The organism is Streptosporangium sandarakinum (genome assembly GCF_013409935.1).
Lineage (GTDB): Bacteria > Actinomycetota > Actinomycetes > Streptosporangiales > Streptosporangiaceae > Streptosporangium > Streptosporangium nondiastaticum.
The window spans coordinates 1684055-1703621 of record NZ_JACCCO010000001.1 but is presented as its reverse complement, the minus strand read 5'-3'; the positions used below and the strand labels follow the sequence as shown (position 1 = coordinate 1703621).

14 protein-coding genes are annotated in these 19567 nt (G+C 73.7%); 9 read left to right on the top strand and 5 right to left on the bottom strand.

The window, feature by feature from the left end; genetic code table 11:
- Window positions 1-93: 93 nt before the first annotated feature.
- Entirely contained in the window at window positions 94-720 is a 627-nt protein-coding gene (locus HDA43_RS07500; protein ID WP_179819022.1) for a TetR/AcrR family transcriptional regulator, read from the bottom strand.
- Window positions 721-937: 217 nt separating this feature from the next.
- Between HDA43_RS07500 and HDA43_RS07495 the strand changes: the two genes are divergently transcribed.
- Window positions 938-2368 (top strand): aldehyde dehydrogenase family protein, encoded by a 1431-nt coding sequence (locus HDA43_RS07495; RefSeq protein ID WP_179819021.1) that lies wholly within the window; start codon window positions 938-940, stop codon window positions 2366-2368.
- A gap of 111 nt (window positions 2369-2479) precedes the next feature.
- Here HDA43_RS07495 and HDA43_RS34820 read toward each other — a convergent pair whose 3' ends face one another.
- Entirely contained in the window at window positions 2480-3685 is a 1206-nt protein-coding gene (locus HDA43_RS34820) for a trypsin-like serine peptidase (RefSeq protein ID WP_246424450.1), read from the bottom strand.
- Between the two features lie 131 nt (window positions 3686-3816).
- Complete coding sequence (locus tag HDA43_RS07485) at window positions 3817-4956, bottom strand: trypsin-like serine peptidase (protein ID WP_179819020.1); 1140 nt, start codon at window positions 4954-4956, stop codon at window positions 3817-3819.
- 208 nt (window positions 4957-5164) lie between these two features.
- On the opposite strand from HDA43_RS07485, the gene dxr reads away from it, so the two are divergent.
- The 4 genes from dxr (at window position 5165) to HDA43_RS07465 (ending at window position 10254) form a co-directional block, all read left to right on the top strand.
- Window positions 5165-6337: a 1-deoxy-D-xylulose-5-phosphate reductoisomerase gene (dxr, locus tag HDA43_RS07480; protein WP_179819019.1), complete on the top strand. Its 1173-nt coding sequence runs from the start codon at window positions 5165-5167 to the stop codon at window positions 6335-6337.
- A gap of 36 nt (window positions 6338-6373) precedes the next feature.
- Window positions 6374-7543: a flavodoxin-dependent (E)-4-hydroxy-3-methylbut-2-enyl-diphosphate synthase gene (gene ispG, locus HDA43_RS07475; RefSeq protein WP_179819018.1), complete on the top strand. Its 1170-nt coding sequence runs from the start codon at window positions 6374-6376 to the stop codon at window positions 7541-7543.
- A gap of 126 nt (window positions 7544-7669) precedes the next feature.
- Complete coding sequence (locus tag HDA43_RS07470) at window positions 7670-9355, top strand: alpha/beta hydrolase (protein WP_179819017.1); 1686 nt, start codon at window positions 7670-7672, stop codon at window positions 9353-9355.
- 56 nt (window positions 9356-9411) lie between these two features.
- Window positions 9412-10254 (top strand): GNAT family N-acetyltransferase, encoded by an 843-nt coding sequence (locus HDA43_RS07465; RefSeq protein WP_179822919.1) that lies wholly within the window; start codon window positions 9412-9414, stop codon window positions 10252-10254.
- Window positions 10255-10360: 106 nt separating this feature from the next.
- On the opposite strand, the gene HDA43_RS07460 is transcribed toward HDA43_RS07465, so the two are convergent.
- Both HDA43_RS07460 and HDA43_RS07455 read right to left on the bottom strand, forming a co-directional pair.
- Window positions 10361-10738: a DUF3037 domain-containing protein gene (locus tag HDA43_RS07460; protein ID WP_229810903.1), complete on the bottom strand. Its 378-nt coding sequence runs from the start codon at window positions 10736-10738 to the stop codon at window positions 10361-10363.
- Window positions 10735-11556 (bottom strand): HipA family kinase, encoded by an 822-nt coding sequence (locus tag HDA43_RS07455; protein ID WP_179819016.1) that lies wholly within the window; start codon window positions 11554-11556, stop codon window positions 10735-10737. Before HDA43_RS07455 ends, HDA43_RS07460 begins: the two co-directional genes overlap by 4 nt.
- 263 nt (window positions 11557-11819) lie before the next feature.
- On the opposite strand from HDA43_RS07455, the gene HDA43_RS36335 reads away from it, so the two are divergent.
- The 4 genes from HDA43_RS36335 (at window position 11820) to HDA43_RS07435 (ending at window position 19474) form a co-directional block, all read left to right on the top strand.
- Window positions 11820-13910 (top strand): serine/threonine-protein kinase, encoded by a 2091-nt coding sequence (locus HDA43_RS36335; RefSeq protein WP_179819014.1) that lies wholly within the window; start codon window positions 11820-11822, stop codon window positions 13908-13910.
- A gap of 275 nt (window positions 13911-14185) precedes the next feature.
- The gene (locus HDA43_RS07445; protein ID WP_179819012.1) at window positions 14186-16429 is read left to right on the top strand and encodes an MMPL family transporter; all 2244 of its coding nucleotides are present in this window, start codon (window positions 14186-14188) and stop codon (window positions 16427-16429) included.
- Between the two features lie 490 nt (window positions 16430-16919).
- A complete protein-coding gene (locus tag HDA43_RS07440; RefSeq protein WP_179819011.1) occupies window positions 16920-17534 on the top strand; it encodes an SSI family serine proteinase inhibitor in 615 nt (204 codons plus the stop codon).
- Window positions 17535-17680: 146 nt separating this feature from the next.
- Window positions 17681-19474 (top strand): S1C family serine protease, encoded by a 1794-nt coding sequence (locus HDA43_RS07435; RefSeq protein ID WP_179819009.1) that lies wholly within the window; start codon window positions 17681-17683, stop codon window positions 19472-19474.
- Window positions 19475-19567: the final 93 nt, after the last annotated feature.

Genomic DNA, 19567 nt, shown 5'->3' with positions numbered 1-19567 from the left:
GGGCGACCCCGGGCGGATCGGGTCAGGGCCGTTCGGGCGGCCGGTAGGCCGGGGCCGGTCGGGAGGTCGGGGACGGTCAGGGCGGCCGGGAGGTCAGGGCCGGTCGGCGAGGTAGCGGGAGATGGTGGCGTAGGTGACGGTCTGGTAGGTGTGGCCGTCGCGCAGGTGCCCGGCGCGTTCCAGGCCGATCGCGCCCTGGGCCGCCGCCCACAGGGCGTCGGCGATCTTCCTGGGCTGGGTCGGGATGAGGTAGCCCGCCGAGATGCAGTCGGCGATCACCCGGTCCAGGACGTTCAGCGCCGCCCTGGCGAGGGTCCTGGCCCGCTCGCTCGGCGCGAAGCCGGGAATGGCCCGCTCGAACATCAGCGCGTAGTACCCGGGCTCGGCGAGCGCGGCCTCCCGGTAGGCGGGGCCGAGCGCGGTCAGGTGCTCCAGCGCGTTGCGGTGCGGCGGCACCGCCTCCAGCCGTCGCCGGAACCGCTCGAAGCCCTCCAGGTACAGGGCCTCGGCCAGGCCCTCCTTGCTGCCGAACATGGTGTAGATGACGGTCGTCGAGCACCCGGCCTCGGCGGCGATACGGCGCATCGACAGGCTCTCCGGGCCGACTGTGATCAGAAGCTGGCTGGCCACGTCGAGCAGCCTGCCGCGCAGTTCGTCCTGGCCGGCGCGCTCGCCGATCAGGTAGGCGCCCTGAAGGCCGCGTGGCGCCGTAGAGGTCATGCGACCATGCCCTTCCGCTCTCGGGTGGTGGCGATCGGTGACGTGATCGGGGCCGCGCTCCGTGGAACAGGTGCCATCTCAGAAATATCCATAATTGGCCCTGTTTCCGTTACAGGCAGAGAGCGAGATATTTTTATGCGTAACGGCGCGACGGCGCAAGGGTCTTGTGCATGGTGGAGTAACACCGTCCCAGAGACCGTGACATAGCGTCTGATCCATGGACGTGCGCCCCTTCTGGCTCGCCGGCCGCCCCGCCACGGGGGACGCCGAGCTCACCGTGACCAACTCCCATGACGGCCGTGTCGTCGGCGTCTGCTCCGTGCCGACCCCCGAGCAGGTCGAGGAGGCCGTCGCCGCGGCCGACGCCGTGCGCAAGCAGGCCGCCGCGCTGCCCCTCCACGTGCGGGCCGCGGCCCTCACCCACGTCGTGCGCCGCCTGACCGAGCGGGCCGAGGAGATCGCCCGGCTCATCATGGAGGAGAACGGCAAGCCCATCTTCTGGGCCCGCGGCGAGGTCGGCCGCGCCATCTCCACCTTCCAGTTCGCCGCCGAGGAGGCCCGCCGCCTCAACGGCGAGACCGTGCGCCTGGACACCGAGGCCGCCTCCGCGGGCCGCCTCGCCTACGTCTCCCGCGTCCCGCACGGCCCGGTCCTGGCGATCACTCCGTTCAACTTCCCGCTGAACCTGGTGGCCCACAAGGTCGCCCCGGCCATCGCGGTCGGCGCCCCGATCATCGTCAAGCCCGCCCCGGCGACGCCGCTGTCGTCCCTGGTGCTGGGGGAGATCCTGGCCGAGACCGACCTGCCCGCGGGCATGTTCTCCGTCCTGCCCGTCCCGAACGACCGCGCCTCCGCCCTCGTCGAGGACCCGCGCCTGCCGGTCGTCTCCTTCACCGGGTCCGGGCCGGTCGGCTACGCCATCATGGACCAGGTGCCGCGCAAGCACGTCACGCTGGAGCTGGGCGGCAACGCCGCGGCCGTCGTGCTCGCCGACGCCGACCTCGACTGGGCCGCCTCCCGGACGGCGCTGTTCTCCAACTACCAGGCCGGGCAGAGCTGCATCTCGGTCCAGCGGGTCATCGTCGAGGAGCGGGTGAGCGAGGCGTTCCTCGCCAAGCTGATCCCGGCCGTGGAGGCCCTGGTCACCGGCGACCCCGCCGACGAGAAGACCCAGGTCGGGCCGCTCGTCTCCGTCGAGGCCGCCGAGCGCGTCGAGAGCTGGGTCAAGGAGGCCGTCGCGGCCGGCGCCCGGCTGCTGACCGGCGGCACCCGCGACGGCGCCACCGTCGCCCCGACCGTCCTCGCCGACGTGCCGCGCGACACCAAGCTCGGCTGCGAGGAGGTCTTCGGCCCGGTAATGACCGTCCAGACCGTCTCCGGCGTCGACGAGGCGTTCGCCGCGGTCAACGACTCCAGGTACGGCCTGCAGGCCGGGGTGTTCACCCGCAACCTCGACATCGCCTTCCGCGCCAACAGGGAGCTGGAGGTCGGCGGCGTGATCATCGGCGACGTCCCGTCCTACCGCGCCGACCAGATGCCCTACGGCGGCGTCAAGGACTCCGGCGTCGGCCGCGAGGGCGTCCGCTCGGCCATGGAGGACCTCACCTACGAGAAGGTCATGGTCCTCACCGGTCTGTCCTCTCTCTGACGGAGGCCGCCGGGCCGGTCCGACCCGTCCCCGCTCTCCGAGCCGTCTCACCGCGCGGCCCGCGACCCCGCCCCGGGGCCGCGGGCCGCGCGCTTTGCGGCCGCCCCGTCGTCAGGACCGTTCGGCGACGGTGTGCAGGTCCCTGATGGTGCTCCCGAAGTAGGGGCCGTACATCGTGCCGTGGTCGTCGCTGTACTTGAAGCTGCTCACCGAGGTGATCGTGCCGCGGCCGGTGACGGCGTCGAAGCCGGTCAGCCAGGGGCCGCCGCTGGAGCCGGCGGTCATGTCGCAGCGCATGCCCTGGTCGGCGGTCTGCTCGTGCGGGTCGTCGTGCACGGGTCCGGCGCAGTAGACCAGCCGCTCGCCGTCGTAGGGGGCGTCGGCGGGGAAGCCGAAGCCGTGGGCCGGGCGGCCCCGGGGGGTGCCGAAGGCGATCTCCTGGGCCCCCACCACGTCGCCGAGGTGCCTGCCGTTCCTGGTGTTCAGCGCCACCATGCCCACGTCGTAGCTGTCGTCGGCGCCGCGCGCCCAGGGACCGGCGACGAACATGCGGCGGGCGGTGAACTGCCCGTACGGCTGCCGCCCCCGGTCGTAACCGGGCACGAAGACCCAGTTGTCCGCCCAGGCGCCGGCGCCGTCCTTGACGCAGTGCCCGGCGGTCACCACCAGGTCGCGGTTGGCGCTCCGGACGGAGCCGGCCGAGCACACGTAGTCGACGCCGCCGACGGTGAGGAAGACCCGCCCGGTGGTCTGGGCGACCGAGCCGCCGGTGACCCAGCGGGCCCCGGTGACCGGGGCGGCCCGCCGGTTTCCGGCCGCGGGCGCGGCCAGCCGCTCGGTCGCGGCGGCCGGGCGCCCGTGCGCGGAAACGGCCCGGCGGTCGCCCCCGGCGGCCAGAGCGGCGGGAAGGCCCTTCACGGCGGGAGCGGCCGGGCGGTCGTCGCCGGCGGCGGCGCGCCGGCCGCCCAGCAGCCCCGTCACCTTCCCGAGCACGCCGATCGGGACGGCCGCCGCCATCCGTTGCGGGGTCCAGTAGTCGAGCACCCGCCGATGGCCGGGCGAGTCGTCCGCGGCCGCGTGCTCCACCACGTCGGCGACGTCGGCCGCGACCGGGGCGACCGGACCGGCCGCGCCGGGCACACCGTTCGCGCCGTTCGCGCCGGTCGCGTCCGCGGGGTGGGTCCGGTGGGCGGCGGCGGCCGGGTCCGCCCGGCCGGTTCCGGGGGGCGCCGCGTCGGTCACGGGACGGGCCGCGGGGCCGCCGACGAGCCCGGCGACGAGCGCGGCACCCGCAAGCAGGGGGAGGCTTGAGGTCATGAGACCCGATTTTGCACTACGTGGTGTGTCGTTGTGACTACTTTCGGTCAATGCGGCATGGTGGCGCGCCGCTCCCGGCGGCCGGACGGCCCCGCGATCCGGCCCGATGAGGGGAGGCCCGGGGCCGGCCCTCAGGGCGCGGTCGCTCCCTGGGCGGCCTCGTAGACGTCGCGGGCCTCGGCGCCGAAGTACGGGCCGAACATCCATCCGCCGGCGAAGCCGTACTTGAAGCTGTTGACGGAGTTCACCGTGCCCAGCCCGGTGCTCTCGTCGAAGCCGGTGAACCAGGGGCCGCCGCTCGACCCGCCGTTCATGGTGCAGTTCAGGCCGATGTCGCGGGACATCATGAAGTCGTCGAACGTCTGGCCGGCGCAGTAGACCAGCTTGGAACCGTCGTAGGGAGCGGCGGCGGGGTAGCCGAAGGCGTGCATCCGCTGCCTGCGGGGCTGGTTGAAGGAGACGCCCTGCCCGCCGACGACGTCGGTCAGCGACCTGCCGTCCAGCGGGGCCACCACGGCGGCGGCCACGTCGTAGTTGACGTCCTCGCCGTTGTTCCACTGCGGGGTGGTGTAGAGGGCGGTCGCCACCCAGGTGCCGTACGGGCGCCGGCCGTTCGCGTAGCCGGGGACGAACACCCAGTTGGTGTGGAAGGCGCCGCCCATCCGCACGCAGTGCCCGGCGGTGATCACCGTGCTCTCGTTGCCGCCGGTGACGGCGGTGGCCGAGCAGGAGGCGTTGCGGCCCTGGTAGGTGAAGAACACCCGCCCGGCGGACCTGGTCACCGCCCCGCCGCGGGTCCACGCGGCTCCGCTGGACGTGCGCGCCGCCGCAGCGGCGGCGGGCGTCGCGGTCTCGCCCCCCGGGCGGGTGGCCGGGATCTCGACCGGGTCGGCCGCGGCCTGCGCGGCGGTCGCGGACGCGGTGAGCCGGACGCCCTCCTTTCTGGGCGCGAGCGCGTCGAGCGGCTTGGCGGACTCCATCTTCGCCTCGGTCCAGTAGCGGCGGACGGCGAGCTGCTCGCTCCGGGTGTCGGCGGCCTCCTTCTCGACCGGCTCCAGGGTGGTCTTCGCCGCGGCGGCGTGCGCGGCGGGTCGCGAGGCGGCCCGCGCCGCGGCGGCGCCGTGCGCGTCCGCCGCCGCCGCCGGGCCGTGCGCGGCCGCCGACGCACCGGGTGCGGCTGCCGCCGATGCGCCGTGGGCGAACGCCGCGGGCAGCAGGACGCTGCCCGCGGCGAGCGTGAGGGTGGGGACCAGACGTGCCGTACGGCGCATTTCTCTACCTCCGAAAAACCTGAACGATGGGTCGGGAAGCTAGTGCGCCACATGTCTGCATTTCTCAAGATTTACGAGTATTGCTATATTTAAATTCGGACTTAAATCTCGCTTTTTATCGCCCGTCTCCCACGTTCCGCGGAACCGGCCGCCGGCGCGGGCGCGACCGGTGGGCGGGAGCCGCGAGAATGGGGCCGTGGACCCAGACATGACACGCTCCGTCGTCCTGCTCGGCTCGACCGGCTCCATCGGAACCCAGTCCCTCGACGTCATCGCCCGCAACCCGGGCGGGTTCCGGGTCGCCGCGCTCGCCGCCGGGGGCGCCCGCGTCGACCTGCTGGCCCGCCAGGCGGCCGAGTTCCGGCCCGAGGCGGTGGCCGTCGCCGACCCCGCGGCCGTCCCCGCGCTGCGCGAGGCCCTGTCCGCGCTCGGCGTGACCGCGAAGGTCCTCGCCGGGCCCGAGGGCGTCGCCGAGGCCGCGGCCTGGCCGTCCGACATGGTGCTCAACGGCATCACCGGCGCGCTGGGGCTGACCTCGACGCTGGCGGCGCTGAAGGCGGGCCGCACGCTGGCCCTCGCCAACAAGGAGTCCCTGATCGTCGGCGGCCCGCTGGTCAAGCGCCTGGCCGGGCCGGGACAGCTGATCCCGGTCGACTCCGAGCACAGCGCGCTCGCCCAGTGCCTGTGGGCGGCGAGCCCCACCGGGCACGACCCCTCGGCCGTACGCCGGCTGATCGTCACCGCGAGCGGCGGCCCCTTCCGCGGCAGGCCGCGCGCCGAGCTCACCGGGGTCACCCCGGAGCAGGCGCTGGCCCACCCGACCTGGTCGATGGGGCCGGTGATCACGGTGAACTCCGCCACGCTGGTCAACAAGGGCCTGGAGGTCATCGAGGCGCACCTGCTGTTCGACATCGGCTTCGACCGCATCACCGTCGTGGTCCACCCGCAGTCGATGATCCACTCCATGGTCGAGTTCACCGACGGCTCGGTCGTCGCCCAGGCCAGCCCGCCCGACATGCGGCTGCCGATCTCCCTCGCCCTGGGCTGGCCCGGCCGGGTCGCCGGCGCCGCCTCCCCGGTCGACTGGACCCGCGCCCACACCTGGACCTTCGAGCCGCTCGACGACGAGGCGTTCCCCGCCGTCGCGCTGGCCCGGCACGTCGGTGAGGCCGGCGGCACCGCCCCGGCCGTCTACAACGCCGCGAACGAGGTCTGCGTGGAGGCGTTCCTGGCCGGCCGGCTGCCGTTCCCCGGCATCGTCGACACCGTGGCCGCGGTGGTCGCCGAGCACACCGTCACCGAGGCCGGTTCGGTCGAGGAGGTGCTCGCCGCCGACACCTGGGCGCGGGTTCGTGCCCGGGAGCTCACCGGTGCTGCCTAAACTGTGAACGCCGTCGACTTTCACAAGGGCTGAAAAATGACTTCTGTTGCACTCGGTATGCCGTCCGTGAGGACCCGGCCGATCGCCGAGCGTCGCAAATCCCGCCAGATCATGGTCGGTTCCGTGCCGGTCGGCGGGGACGCGCCGGTCTCGGTGCAGTCGATGACCACCACGGTCACCGCCGACATCAACGCCACGCTGCAGCAGATCGCCGAGCTGACCGCCGCGGGCTGCCAGATCGTCCGCGTCGCCGTGCCGTCCCAGGACGACGCCGAAGCGCTGCCGATCATCGCGAAGAAGTCGCAGATCCCGGTGATCGCCGACATCCACTTCCAGCCGAAGTACGTCTTCGCCGCGATCGAGGCGGGCTGCGCGGCGGTCCGGGTCAACCCCGGGAACATCAAGAAGTTCGACGACAAGGTCGGTGAGATCGCCCGCGCCGCGTCCGACCACGGCGTGCCGATCCGGATCGGCGTCAACGCCGGCTCGCTCGACCGCCGCCTGCTGGAGAAGTACGGCAAGGCCACCCCCGAGGCGCTGGTGGAGTCGGCGCTGTGGGAGTGCTCGCTGTTCGAGGAGCACGGCTTCCGCGACATCAAGATCTCGGTCAAGCACAACGACCCGGTCGTGATGGTCCAGGCGTACCGCCTGCTCGCCGCCCGCTGCGACTACCCCCTGCACCTCGGCGTCACCGAGGCGGGCCCGGCGTTCCAGGGCACGATCAAGTCCGCCGTCGCGTTCGGCGCGCTGCTGGCCGAGGGCATCGGCGACACCATCCGGGTGTCGCTGTCGGCCCCGCCGGTCGAGGAGATCAAGGTGGGCGCCGCGATCCTGGAGTCGCTGGGCCTGCGCGAGCGCGGCCTGGAGATCGTCTCCTGCCCGTCCTGCGGCCGCGCCCAGGTCGACGTCTACACCCTGGCCGAGCAGGTGCAGGCCGGGCTCGCCGGGCTGAAGGTCCCGCTGCGCGTCGCGGTGATGGGCTGCGTCGTCAACGGCCCCGGCGAGGCCCGCGAGGCCGACCTCGGCGTCGCCTCCGGCAACGGCAAGGGCCAGATCTTCGTCAAGGGCGAGGTCATCAAGACCGTCCCCGAGTCGCAGATCGTCGAGACCCTCATCGAGGAGGCCCTGCGCCTGGCCGAGGAGATGGGCGTGGAGGTCGACCTCGACGACGAGGACGGCCCCGGCGCCCAGGTCGTCGTCGGCTAGCGGCCGCCCCCGTCTCCCGCGGAGGTAATCGGCCGGGCGCCCGCCGGTAAAGAACCGGCCGTGTCGCCGGTGGCCCCGTCGCGTCCCGGGAGACCATCACCTCTGCCGTAGAAGTAGGGGGACGATGTGAAAAGGGTCATCAGGGTCGTCGCGGGCGTCGCGCTGCTGGCCGCCGGGATCGGGGCGCCCCAGGGGGCGGTGGCGCAGCGGCGGGACGAACCGGTCTGGAAACCCTGCGGCGGGCAGCGCGGCACCGGGATCTTCGGGCCCCCGGCCGTCCCCGGCCGGGCGGCGAACGAGGAGGAGTGCGCCTGGGTGCGGGTGCCGCTCGACTACGGCGACCCGTCCCGGACGATCAGCCTGGCCCTGACCCGGATCCGCGGGACGGCCGCGCCGGGCCGCGACCACCTGGGCGTGCTGCTGGTCAACCCGGGCGGGCCCGGCGCCTCGGGCCGCGACCTGGCCCGGCGGGTCGCCGCCCAGCTCCCTCCCGGTCTGTCCGGCCGGTTCGACGTGGTGGGCTTCGACCCGCGGGGCGTCGGCAGGAGCCGGCCCGCGCTGCGCTGCATGAGCCCCGAGAAGCTCTACGACGCCCCCCGCCCCGACTACGTGCCGCGCGACCGCCGGGAGGAGGGCGTGCTGGTCGGTCGCGCCCGCCAGTATGCCGAGGCGTGCGGGAGCCGGTGGAACTGGCTGCTGCCGTACATGACCACCGAGAACTCCGCCCGGGACATGGACGCGATCCGGGAGGCGCTCGGCGAGCGGCGGATCAGCTATCTCGGCTACTCCTACGGCACCTATCTCGGCGCGGTCTACGCCACGCTCTTCCCCGACCGGGTCGGGCGGATGGTCCTGGACAGCGTGGTGGACCCCAAGGGGATCTGGTACGAGTCCAACCTCGCGCAGAACGTCACCTTCGACCGGCGGCACCAGGACTTCCTGCGGTGGACGGCCCGCCACAACGACGTCTACCGGCTCGGCCCGACCCAGAAGGCCGTCTCCTTCGCCTGGTACGCCATGCGCGACCGGCTGCGCGACCACCCGGCGGGGGGCAGGCTCGGCCCGAGCGAGCTCGACGACCTCTACACCGTCGCCGGCTACTCCGACCTGGTCTGGCCCCAGTTCGCCAGGGCGTTCTCCGCCTATGTCCGCAAGGGGGACGCCGGGCCGCTGCTCGCCGCCCACCGCCGCAACGTGGAGACCGACGTCGCGGCCGAGAACAGCTACGCGGTCTACCTCGCGGTGCAGTGCCGCGACGCCCCCTGGCCGCGGGACTGGGGCGCCTGGCGGCGGGACATGACGCGGATGCACAGCCGGGCGCCCTTCCTCACCTGGTCGAACGCCTGGTACAACGCTCCCTGCGCGTTCTGGCCCCAGCGGGGCGGTACACCGGTCAGGCTGCGGGACGACCCGCGGCTGCCGCCGATCATGCTCATCCAGGCCGAACGGGACGCCGCCACGCCGTACGACGGGGCGCTGCGGCTGCGCCGTCTGTTCACCGCCTCCCGGCTGGTGAGCGCGACGAGCGGTAACCACGGCGTCGCCTTCGACGGGAACGCGTGCGTGGACCGCCGCCTGTTCGCCTACCTCAGGGACGGCACCCTGCCCGCGCCCGCCCCGGCGGCGACGTCCGCGCGGCCGGCCGCGTCCGGTGACGCCCGCCGTACCGGGACGGCCGGGATCGGGACGGGGGCCGCGTACGGTGCGGCACGTCGTCCCGGAATCGCCGCCGACGTCCGCTGCGCCGGAAACCCTGAGCCCGTGCCCGTCGAGGATCGCCCGGTGGCCCGGCCGATCGCCATGGGGGGATGACGGCCTCTGAGTTGGTTCCTGCCAAAATCGAGGGGGTCGCGTAGGCTGAGGCCGTGATGCTCCGCACGATGGCGTCGCGCGTGCTCGACGACAACGACCGTGACGAGGTTCTGGCGTTGCTCGACGCCGACCCTGTGGCCAACGTCTTCGTGGCCTCCCGGGTCCGTGCCGTCGGGCTCAGCCCGGCCCGGCTCGGCGGGCAGATGTGGGGCTTCGGACCGCGCGGCGGCCTGACCGCCCTCTGCTACGCCGGCGCCAACCTGGTGCCGGTCAACGCCGGCCACGATGCCGTGCACGCCTTCGCCGACCGCGCCCGCAGGCAGGGCCGCCGATGCTCGTCGATCGTCGGCCCGGTCGAGGCCGTCGGGCCGCTGTGGGAGCGGCTGGAGCCCCACTGGGGTCCGGCGCGGGCCGTCCGCTGGGCGCAGCCGGTGATGGCGGCCACCCGTCCGTCGCCGGTGCCGATCGACCCGCTGGTCAGGCGGGTCCGGCCGGACGAGTTCGACATCCTTCTGCCGGCCTGCGTGGCGATGTTCACCGAGGAGGTGGGCGTCTCCCCGGAGCTCGGGGACGGCGGGGCGCTGTACCGCTCCCGGGTCGCCGAGCTGATCCGCATCGGCCGGTCCTACGCGCGGATCGAGGACGGCCGGGTCGTCTTCAAGGCCGAGATCGGCGCGGTGACGCCGCTGGCCTGCCAGGTGCAGGGCGTGTGGGTCCACCCCGGCCTGCGGGGCAGGGGGCACGCGGTGGCCGGGATGGCCGCCGTGGTCAAGCACGCGCTCGACTGCTTCGCGCCCGTGGTCTCGCTGTACGTCAACGACTACAACGCCCCCGCCAGGGCCGTCTACCGCAGGGCCGGGTTCGAGGAGGTCGGCACCTTCATGTCGGTGCTGTTCTGACCGGTCCGGCCGCCTGGCCGCCTCAGGCGTGGAGGCCGGACCGTGGGGGCGTCAGCCCGGCGGGTCCACCGGGCCGTGACGAGCCGGAAAGGCCCGCCGTACCGGGTCAGACGCCGCGTACCAGGCAGGTCAGCAGGCGCTCCAGCTCCGCGTCGGGGTCGGCGGTGAGGCCGGCGTGGACCGGGCCGGTCTGCACGATCGTGCTGCGCGGGGCGGTCAGCCAGCGGAACCTGCCGCCCAGCGGCTCGGCGGCCAGCGGCCCCGCGTCGGCGGTGCAGGACCGCTGGTAGACGCCCAGGGCCTGCCGTACCCCCTCGACGTCCGCCCGGGGGTCCAGGGCGCGCAGCCGCGCCTCGTCCAGCTCCACCCGCGCGCACAGGTAGCCGCGCGGCTGGCAGTAGAGCAGCACCCCGGCGTTGATCAGCTCGCCGCGCTCGACGCGGGGGATCACCCGGATCACGGCGTACTCGTAGACGTCCTTCACCGGTTGTCCCTCCAGAACCCGCCCACCGAGCCGGTCTTCTCCTCCCGCCGCGGAGCCTGTCCCGGCTCGGCGGGCGGCTCGGGCACCCACGTCCGCGGCTCCTGGACGCGGGCCAGCAGGTGGTCGACGTACGCCTGCCGTACGGCCTGCGCGCCGTCGAAGCCCGGCTCGTCCTCCAGCCACTCGTCGGGGACCTCGTCCACCACCGCGTCGAGGAGGTCCCGGGTGATCAGCGGGGCGAGCTCGGCGTCCGCCCGCGCCGTCTCGGTGGCGAAGGGGGCCAGCACGTGGTCGTCGGCGCGGAAGCCGCGCCGGGGGTCGGCGGTGGGCCAGTTGTGGTGGAACCACAGGGCCGCGCCGTGGTCGATCAGCCAGACGTCGCCGTGCCACAGCAGCAGGTTGGGGTTGCGCCAGCTCCGGTCGACGTTGTGGATCAGTGCGTCGAACCAGATCAGCCGGGAGGCGAACTCCGGGTCGGGCGGCCAGGTCAGGGGCTCGAAGCCCAGCGCCCCGGGCAGGAAGTCGACCGCGAGGTTGGCGCCCTCGCTGGCCTTGAGCAGGTCCTGGATCTCCTCGTCGGGTTCGCGGGCGCCGAGCTGGGGGTCGATTTCGATCATCTTCAGCTCGGGGGTGCGGAAGCCGAGCCGCCTGGCCAGCTCGGCGCCGATCACCTCGGCCACGAGCACCCGGCGGCCCTGCCCGGCACCGCGGAACTTCACGACGTAGGTGCCGAGGTCGTCGGCCTCGACCACCCCGGGCAGCGACCCGCCCTCCCGCAGGGGCGTCACATAACGGGTCGCCGTGATCTGTTCCAGCACCTCGCCAGGCTACCGGGTCGCCCGGGGACGGGCGGCGGGCACCGGTTCCGGGCGGGGCCGGTTCCGGGCGGGTCCGGTCGTGGTCGGGGCCGGTCTTGGACGGGTCCGGTCGTGGGCGGGGCCGGTTTCGGGCGGAAAGGCACTGACCTGAGCATCACATGAGTGTCACGGTCCGGTCGCCGGTGGCCTGGTCACCGTTGACTGCCGGGGACACCTCTTCTTGAGTGGAGGGAGGGGGCGACGGCGGGGGGAGGGAGGCTCACGTGCCGACTACGGAGCCGCTCACGTCAGCGGACCCCGGGAGACTCGGGGAGTACGAGATCATCGGCCGCCTGGGGGAGGGCGGCCAGGGAACGGTCTACCTCGCCGCGCATCCCGCGGGCGGGGACGAGCGCTACGCCGTCAAGCTGCTGTACCGGTCGCTCGGGGAGGACCGGCACGCCTTCCTGCGCGAGGCCGAGCTGGCCAAGCAGGTCGCCCGGTTCTGCATCGCCCAGGTGGTCGACGCCGGACTGGCGGGCGACCGCCCCTACATCGTCAGCGAGTTCGTCGACGGCCCCTCGCTCCAGCGGGAGGTCGAGCTCGGCGGCCCCCGTTCGGGTGGCGCCCTGGAACGCCTGGCGATCGGCACGGCCACCGCGCTGGCCGCCATCCACCGGGCCGGGATCGTGCACCGCGACTTCAAGCCGCAGAACGTGCTGCTCGGCCCGGACGGCCCCAGGGTGATCGACTTCGGCCTGGCCAGGGCGCTGGACACCGGCGCCGCCCCGGTGGCCGGCGGCGCGGGCACCCCCGCCTACATGGCGCCCGAGCAGGTGGAGGGGGCCGAGGTGGGCCCGGCGGCCGACGTCTTCGCCTGGGGCGCCACCCTGTGCTTCGCGGCCAACGCCTGGCCCCCGTTCGGCCATGACTCTGTCGCGGCGGTGCTGCACCGCGTCCTCACCGCGCCCCCGGAGCTGGGCCGCCTGGACGGCTGGCTCGGCAGGCTGGTCACGGGCTGCCTGGCCAAGGACTTCCGCGACCGCCCCACGAGCCGGGAGCTGCTGCTCGCGCTCCTCGGCGAGGACGGCGGAGTGCCGGCGCCGGGCGTCACGCCGCCCGCGGGCCACACCGCGGGCCGTACCGGGCCGCCGCCGGACCGGGCACCGGGCCCTCCGCAGGGTTTCCCGTCGCTCGCCGGGCAGGCGGCGGACCCTTCGCCGTTCGTGGAGCAGGCGGGGGACCCTTCGCCGTTCGCGGGGCAGTCGGCGGGTCCGTCGTCCGCCGGGCGCGCGGCGGGCCACGACGGCCCGCCGGGACCCGGCGCCTTCCCCGCCAGGGCGACCGAGCCGCCCGCCCATTCCCGGAGGGCGGTCACCAGGGCCTCCGTCGCGATGTCCGGGGCGCTGCTGGTCAGCGCGGCGGTGCTGGCGGGGACGCTGATCCCCGCGGTGGGCGGAGGCGGGAGCCAGGCCCTGGGCGACGGGCTGATCGGACCGTCCGCCGAGGCCGGCGTACGGGATCGGCTCACCGCGCACCCCGACCGGACGGCCCGCCCGGCCGAGATCCCGTCCGGCGTCACCGCGCCGCTCATCCCGCCCACGAGGTCCCGAACGGGGAAGACCTCCGTCCCGCCGGCGGAGAGCGCCTCCACCCCGCCGCCGGCCGCTCCGGGAGTGACCGTTCCGGTGCTCGCCGGGCTCGACCACGCCGAGGCGTCGCGGCTCGTCAGGAAGGCCGGGCTGGTCCTGGGCACGCTCACCCGGACCGACTCCGACCGGCGGATCGGGCAGGTCGTGGGGAGCCGGCCGGAGGCACGGGCCACCGTCGCCCGGGGGAGCAGGGTCGATCTGGAGATCTCGGCGGGGGTGGCCGTCCCGCGCCTGGCCGGCCTGGACACGGAGGCCGCCGGGGCGGCCCTCACCCGGGCGGGCCTGGTCCGGGGGGAGGTCACCACGCGCTGCTCGGCGCGGCCGCGGGGAGAGGTGCTCGCCAGCACCCCCGCCGCGGGCTCGCGGGCCTCCTCCGGCGACCGGGTCGCGCTCGTCGTGTCCCGGCGCGGCACACCGGTGCCCTCGCTGGCGGGTCGGACGGCGGAGGCCGCGCGTGACGCGCTGAGCGGGGTGGGCCTCGCCGTACGGCTGCTGCCCCGGCTCGTCGACGACCCGGGGCGGGACGGGAAGGTGCTGGAGCAGGACCCGGCGCCGGGCGGGTGCGCCGCGCCGGGCGCCACGGTCGTGATCACCGTCGGTGTCGCCGGGCAGTCCGGGCCGGGGCCCGGGGAGCCCTCCGACGGGCCGGACCCCTCCGCCCCGCCGGACCCGCCCGCCACGGAGCAGCCCGACCCGTCGGAGGGCCCGGCGGGCGAGGGCTGAGCAGGGCGGGGCGGGCCGGAGCGGGGGGCGAGGCGTCGCGACGGCGTGACCTGCGAGATCCGTGAGATTCGCGGGGCCGGTGGGACGTGGGCGGCGTCCTGGGGCGATCCGGTGGGGATTGATGCGCGCGGGGTTCGGTGGACGAGTGTGTTCATCGTCTCATTCATTGTCAAGGTCGCTTATTTCGTGATATTTCGCAATACGCTCTCTTGGGGATTTCGCGTGCCGTACGAGGGCCGCGCCGGTTTCGAGGGTTCTCAAGGGGACGGTCACCGATGTCGGGCTTGCTGGGGCGGCTGGGAAGTTGGTGCGCGCGGCACGGCAAGGCCGTGCTGGCGCTGTGGGTCGCCGTGGCGGTGCTGCTCACCGCGGGCTCGTTGTTGTTCCCCGGCCCGGTGAACAACGACGTCGCCATCCCCGGCACCGACGCCCAGCGGGCGCACGACCTGATGCGCGAGGGCTTCGGCCCCGGCTACGACACGGGCGGCACGGTCCAGATGGTGCTCTACTCGCCGGACGGGCCCCTCACCGTCCAGAGCCGCAAGAACGCGGTCCAGCGGGCGATGGACGAGATCCGCGCGCTGCCGAACGTGACCGAGGTGCAGACCCCCTACCGGACCGGCGGTCTGGCCTCCAGCCTCCAGATCGGCCTCATCACCGTCAAGCTCCAGGGTCACGACACCGACAAGGTGGCCGAGATCAGCCGCCAGGTCTCGGACGCGGCGGCCCCCGTGCGGGCGGCCGGGATCGAGGCGGTGCCCGCCGTCGCCTCCACCCCGGCCGACAAGGAGATCAAGACGGGGACCAGCGAGATCATCGGCGTGCTCTGCGCGCTGCTGGTGCTGCTCTTCGCGTTCGGCACGGTGGTGGCCGCGATGATCCCGATCTTCACGGCGCTGGTCAGCATCGCGACCGGCCTGGGCCTGATCAGCCTGCTCGGGCACCTCGTGGACGTGCCGAAGCAGGCCTCCATCATGGCGACGATGATCGGGCTCGGCGTCGGCATCGACTACGCGCTCTTCCTGCTGAGCCGGCACCGCGGGCTGCTGGCCTCCGGGGTGCCGGTCCACGAGGCGGTGCGCCGGGTCGTGGCGAGCTCCGGCGGCGCGGTGGTCTTCGCGGGCGGCACGGTGATCATCGCGCTCAGCGCGCTCATGCTCGCCGGGTTCCCGATGCTGCAGACGCTCGGCTGGATCACCGGCATCTCGGTCGTCTGCGCGGTGGTCACCGCGGTCACCCTGGTGCCCGCGCTCCTCGGCCTGCTCGGGCACCGGGTGAACGCGCTGCGCCTGCCGTTCGCGGGCGGCCGGAAGGGCGGTCACGGCGCCTCCGGCTGGTCGGCGCTCGGCACCTGGGTCGCCCGCCGCCCCTGGCGGGTCCTCGCGCTCAGCGTCGTGATCCTCGGCGCGCTGACCGCCCCCGCCCTCGGGATGAAGCTCGGCACGCTCGACGACGGCTACGCCGAGAAGGGCACCGACGCCCGCCGCGCCTACGAGCTGCTGGAAGCCGGGTTCGGGCCGGGGTTCAACGGGCCGCTGATCGTGGTGGCCTCACTCGACGTGAAGGTTCCGGACCCGGAGTCCGAGCCGGCCGTGCTCAAGGAGCTCAAGAGGAAGGTGACCGCGGTCGACGGCGTGGCGCACGTCGCCGACCCCGTACTGAACGACGCCGGCACCGCCGTGCTGGTCCAGGCGATCCCCGACTACGGCCCCGGCGACCCGCGGGCGCTGGACGTGGTCGAGGGTGTGCGCGCGATCCGCCTCGACGGGGCCGAGCTGCACGTGGGCGGCCAGGTGGCGGGCATGGCCGACGCGAACGCGCGGATGGCCGAGCGCACCCCGATCGTCATGGCCGTCGTGGTGGCGCTGAGCGCGGTGCTGCTGCTCCTGGCGTTCCGGTCGCCCGTGGTGGCGATCAAGGCCGCGGTGATGAACCTGGTCTCGCTCGGCGCGGCGTTCGGCGCGTTGTCGCTGGTCTTCTCCTTCGGCCTGGGCAGCGCCCTGGTCGGCATGGACCCGCCGGTCGGTGTGGACGACTCCTTCCTGACCGCGGTCTTCTTCACGGTGCCGATCGACAGCTACATCCCGCTGATGCTGTTCGCGGTGCTGTTCGGCCTGTCGATGGACTACGAGGTCTTCCTGCTCACCGCCGTACGGCAGGCGTACCTGCGGCACGGCGACAACCGGCGGGCGGTGGCCGAGGGGCTGGGCTCGACCGGCCGGGTCATCACCTCCGCGGCCCTGATCATGGTGGCCGTCTTCGTGGCCTTCATCGCCTACCCCGACCCCATGGTCAAGATCTTCGGTGTCGGTCTCGCCGTCGCCGTCGCGGTGGACGCCACCGTCATCCGCGGCCTCCTGGTGCCGTCGACCATGGCCCTGCTCGGCAGGCTCAACTGGTGGTGCCCGCGGTGGCTGGACCGGATCCTGCCGAACCTCTCCGTGGAGGGGCACGACGAGGAGGAGGAGACCCCGGCGGAGGAGCCGCGCGGCCGGCTCGTCGGCGCCGGTCTGCGCTGACCGCGCCGGTCTGGGCTGACCGCGCCGGTCTGGGCTGACCGCGGCGGCCGCCGTCCGGGCGCGGCGGCCGGTGTCCGGGGCGGGCTCGCCGGGCGGTTCTCAGGCGGGTCGTCTCCGGGGCGGGCTCGCCGGGCGGCTCTCGGGAGGGTCGTCTCCGGGGCGGGACGGCCGGGCGGTTTCGCCGCCCCTCCCGGGGGTTTTCCCGATGAGCCCCCGCGGTGGCACCGGTTTCGGCGAGAATGGCGCCGACGGCCGTGCCGCGTGCCCGTTCCGATGAAGCGGTTTCGCGGCGGTTGACGGGTTCTGTGCCGATTAAGCGGCTCAGCGCCGGAAAAACGAGTCGTAGATGACGTTCGGCGGCGAGTCGTCGTGCGACATCTCGGCTTTAGCGGATATATCATTTCCGCTGGTCAGGACGCACATCATCCCCCCAAAAAGACTGGAAAACCCCTTTTCCGGTCTCAGGAAACGCGTCTTCTTTGGGGATTCCATGCGACGTCTCTTGTGTATGACCGTCACCGGCCTGTCCCTGCTCGGCGGTGTCGCCACCGCCGCCCAGGCGGCCGCCGGACCCGGCGACCCCGGATACGACCCCGGATACGACCCCGGATACGGCCACGGGCACGGCCCGAGCTCCGCGCAGGCCCAGACGGACCCCGCCTGGCAGGGGCCGGCGGCCCCGGAGGGCCTCCAGCCGCCGCCACCCGGGCCCATGCCGCACGGGGCCGGCCGGCCCGTACCGCCTCCGCCCGTACCGCATCCGCCCGTGGGGCCGCCCAGGCCGCCCTACCCCGGCGTCAGGCAGCTCACGCTGTCGGTCGCCAGGGCCTACGGGCCGTTCAGCCAGCCGCGGACCGTCTCGCTGAGCTGCGGGCCGGCGCGCGGCACGCACCCCAACCCGGTCGCGGCGTGCGCGCAGCTGTACCCGGCGCAGGGCAACCCGGCCTACGTCGGTTCCGTGTCGCCGGTCTTCTGCCCGCGCCTGCACCAGCCGGTCAGGGCGAGCGCGTACGGCTTCTGGAACGGCCGGCCCGTCCGGTTCCAGCAGACCTACCCCAACTTCTGCGAGCTGCGCAGGGCGACCGGCGGGGTCTTCGTGTTCTGACCGCCCTCGCCCCCTGAGTCCTCCGGCCGGGGAGGTCCGGTCCCCGGCCGGAGTCCCCGGCGGGGCTGCCAGCCGGTTCCAAGTCCTCCCCAAGTCGTGCCCGGAATGCTCCCGTTCCGGAAAGCGAGTTTGGGGAGAGCAAGCGAATGCAGGCACGAACAACCGTCGCGGCCGGGCTGGCGGGGCTGGTCCTGACCGGCGTCCTGGCGTCGCCGGGAGCCGCCCTGGCGGCCCCGAAGGATCCGGAGATTCCCGTGGGAACGCGGCTGGCGGCCCGGACGCATCCGGCCGTGCAGCTCACCTCGGTGTCCTACGCCGCCGACGTCGCGGTGCCGACTCCGGTGGCGAAGCCGCAGGCGATCAGGAGTCTGACCATGCAGGGGGTCGAGGCCGTCCAGTCCGGCAAGATCTCCTCCGACGACAACAGCATCTACCGGTGGGTCGTCCAGCAGATGGCCAGGAACCCGGGCCGCTACTTCTCACCGGGGAAGCCGGAGCGGGTCGTGAAGGCCACCGCGGGCGGGCTGTGCACGGGCTGGTGGGTCACGCCGGACGGCTACATGGTGACGGCCGCCCACTGCGTCGGCCAGGAGGACGCCGAGCTGGCGCGGACCTTCGCGTCCCAGGCACTCGATAAGATCAACAAGAAGGACGCCGCCGACCTGGTGGCCGGCCTCGGCGAGTTCGCCTCCGACGACGAGATCGTCCGGACCGCCGCCAAGATCTTCCAGGTCTGGAACGCCGACAACATCAAGATCCGTAACGTCGAGAGCTCGCTGTCCCTGCTGCAGAGCCTGCCGGGTGGCGGCGTGGACAAGACCGCCAAGGCGATCCCCATCGAGCTGGTCGCCAAGGGGACGGTCTACCCGGGCAAGGACGTCGCGATCCTCAAGGCCAACGGCATGAGCAACCTGCCGACCGTGCCGCTGGGTGCCGACTCCGACGTGCGGGTCGGCGACACGCTCTACATCAGCGGGTTTCCCGGCACGGTGACGCAGACCTCGATCTTCAACATCGAGTCCAAGCTCGAACCCGCGTTCACCGAGGGTCCCTACAACGCCGCGAGGCAGACCCCCGAGGGCGTGCCGTACATCCAGACGCAGGCGCCCTCCTACCCGGGGAACTCGGGCGGCCCGGTGTTCAGCAGGGACGGCAAGGTCATCGGCATCCTGGTCGGCGGGCTGATCCAGCAGGACGGAGGCTCCACCGAGGGGGAGAGCTTCGTGCTGCCGGTCGGCGTCGTCAAGGAGAAGCTGAACGAGAAGAACATCAGGCCCGCCGAGTCGGTGACGACGAAGAGCTACAACGAGGCGCTGGAGCTGTTCTTCGCCGACCACTACTCCGAGGCGCTGCCGAAGTTCCGGGAGGTCCAGGCGCTGCACCCGAACCACCCCTACGTCGCCCGCTACATCTCCGACTCCCAGCAGGCCATCACCGCGGGCCGGGACAGGAGCTCCAGCCCGATCCTGCCGTGGCTGCTGTGGGGCGGCGGCGGCCTGGCGCTCGTGGTCGCGCTCGGCGCGCTGGCCGCCGTGGTCAGGCGCGGGCGGCGGCCGAAGGCTCCGGCGTCCTTCCCGCAGATCCCGTACGGCGCGCACCAGGCCCCCCCGCCGGCGGGGCACGGACCCGTGCCCTATGACGACCGGTCCGGGCGGTACGACCCGTACGGCGCCGATCCGTACGGCGGGCACGACCCGTACAACGCCGACCCGTACAACGCCGATCCGTACGGCGGGCCGCGGCAGCCCGCCCACTCGCGGCGCTCGCCGCACCCTCTCCCGATGGGGCCGGAGAGCGGCCCGGCCGTCGCCCCGCAGCCGCCGTACGGTCAGGCCCCGTCGCGGTCCGGTCCCGGCGCCGACACCCGGATCGCCGGGCTGGAGGCGGAGCTGGAACGACTGCGCCGCGACATCGGCCGGCACCCGGACGACGGGCGCTGAGGCGCCGCCCCCGGAGGCCCGGCGGGGCTCCGGACGTTCTCATGGACATCCGGAGACCCGTGAGCGCGCCCGCTCCCGGGACCCTCGGAGGGC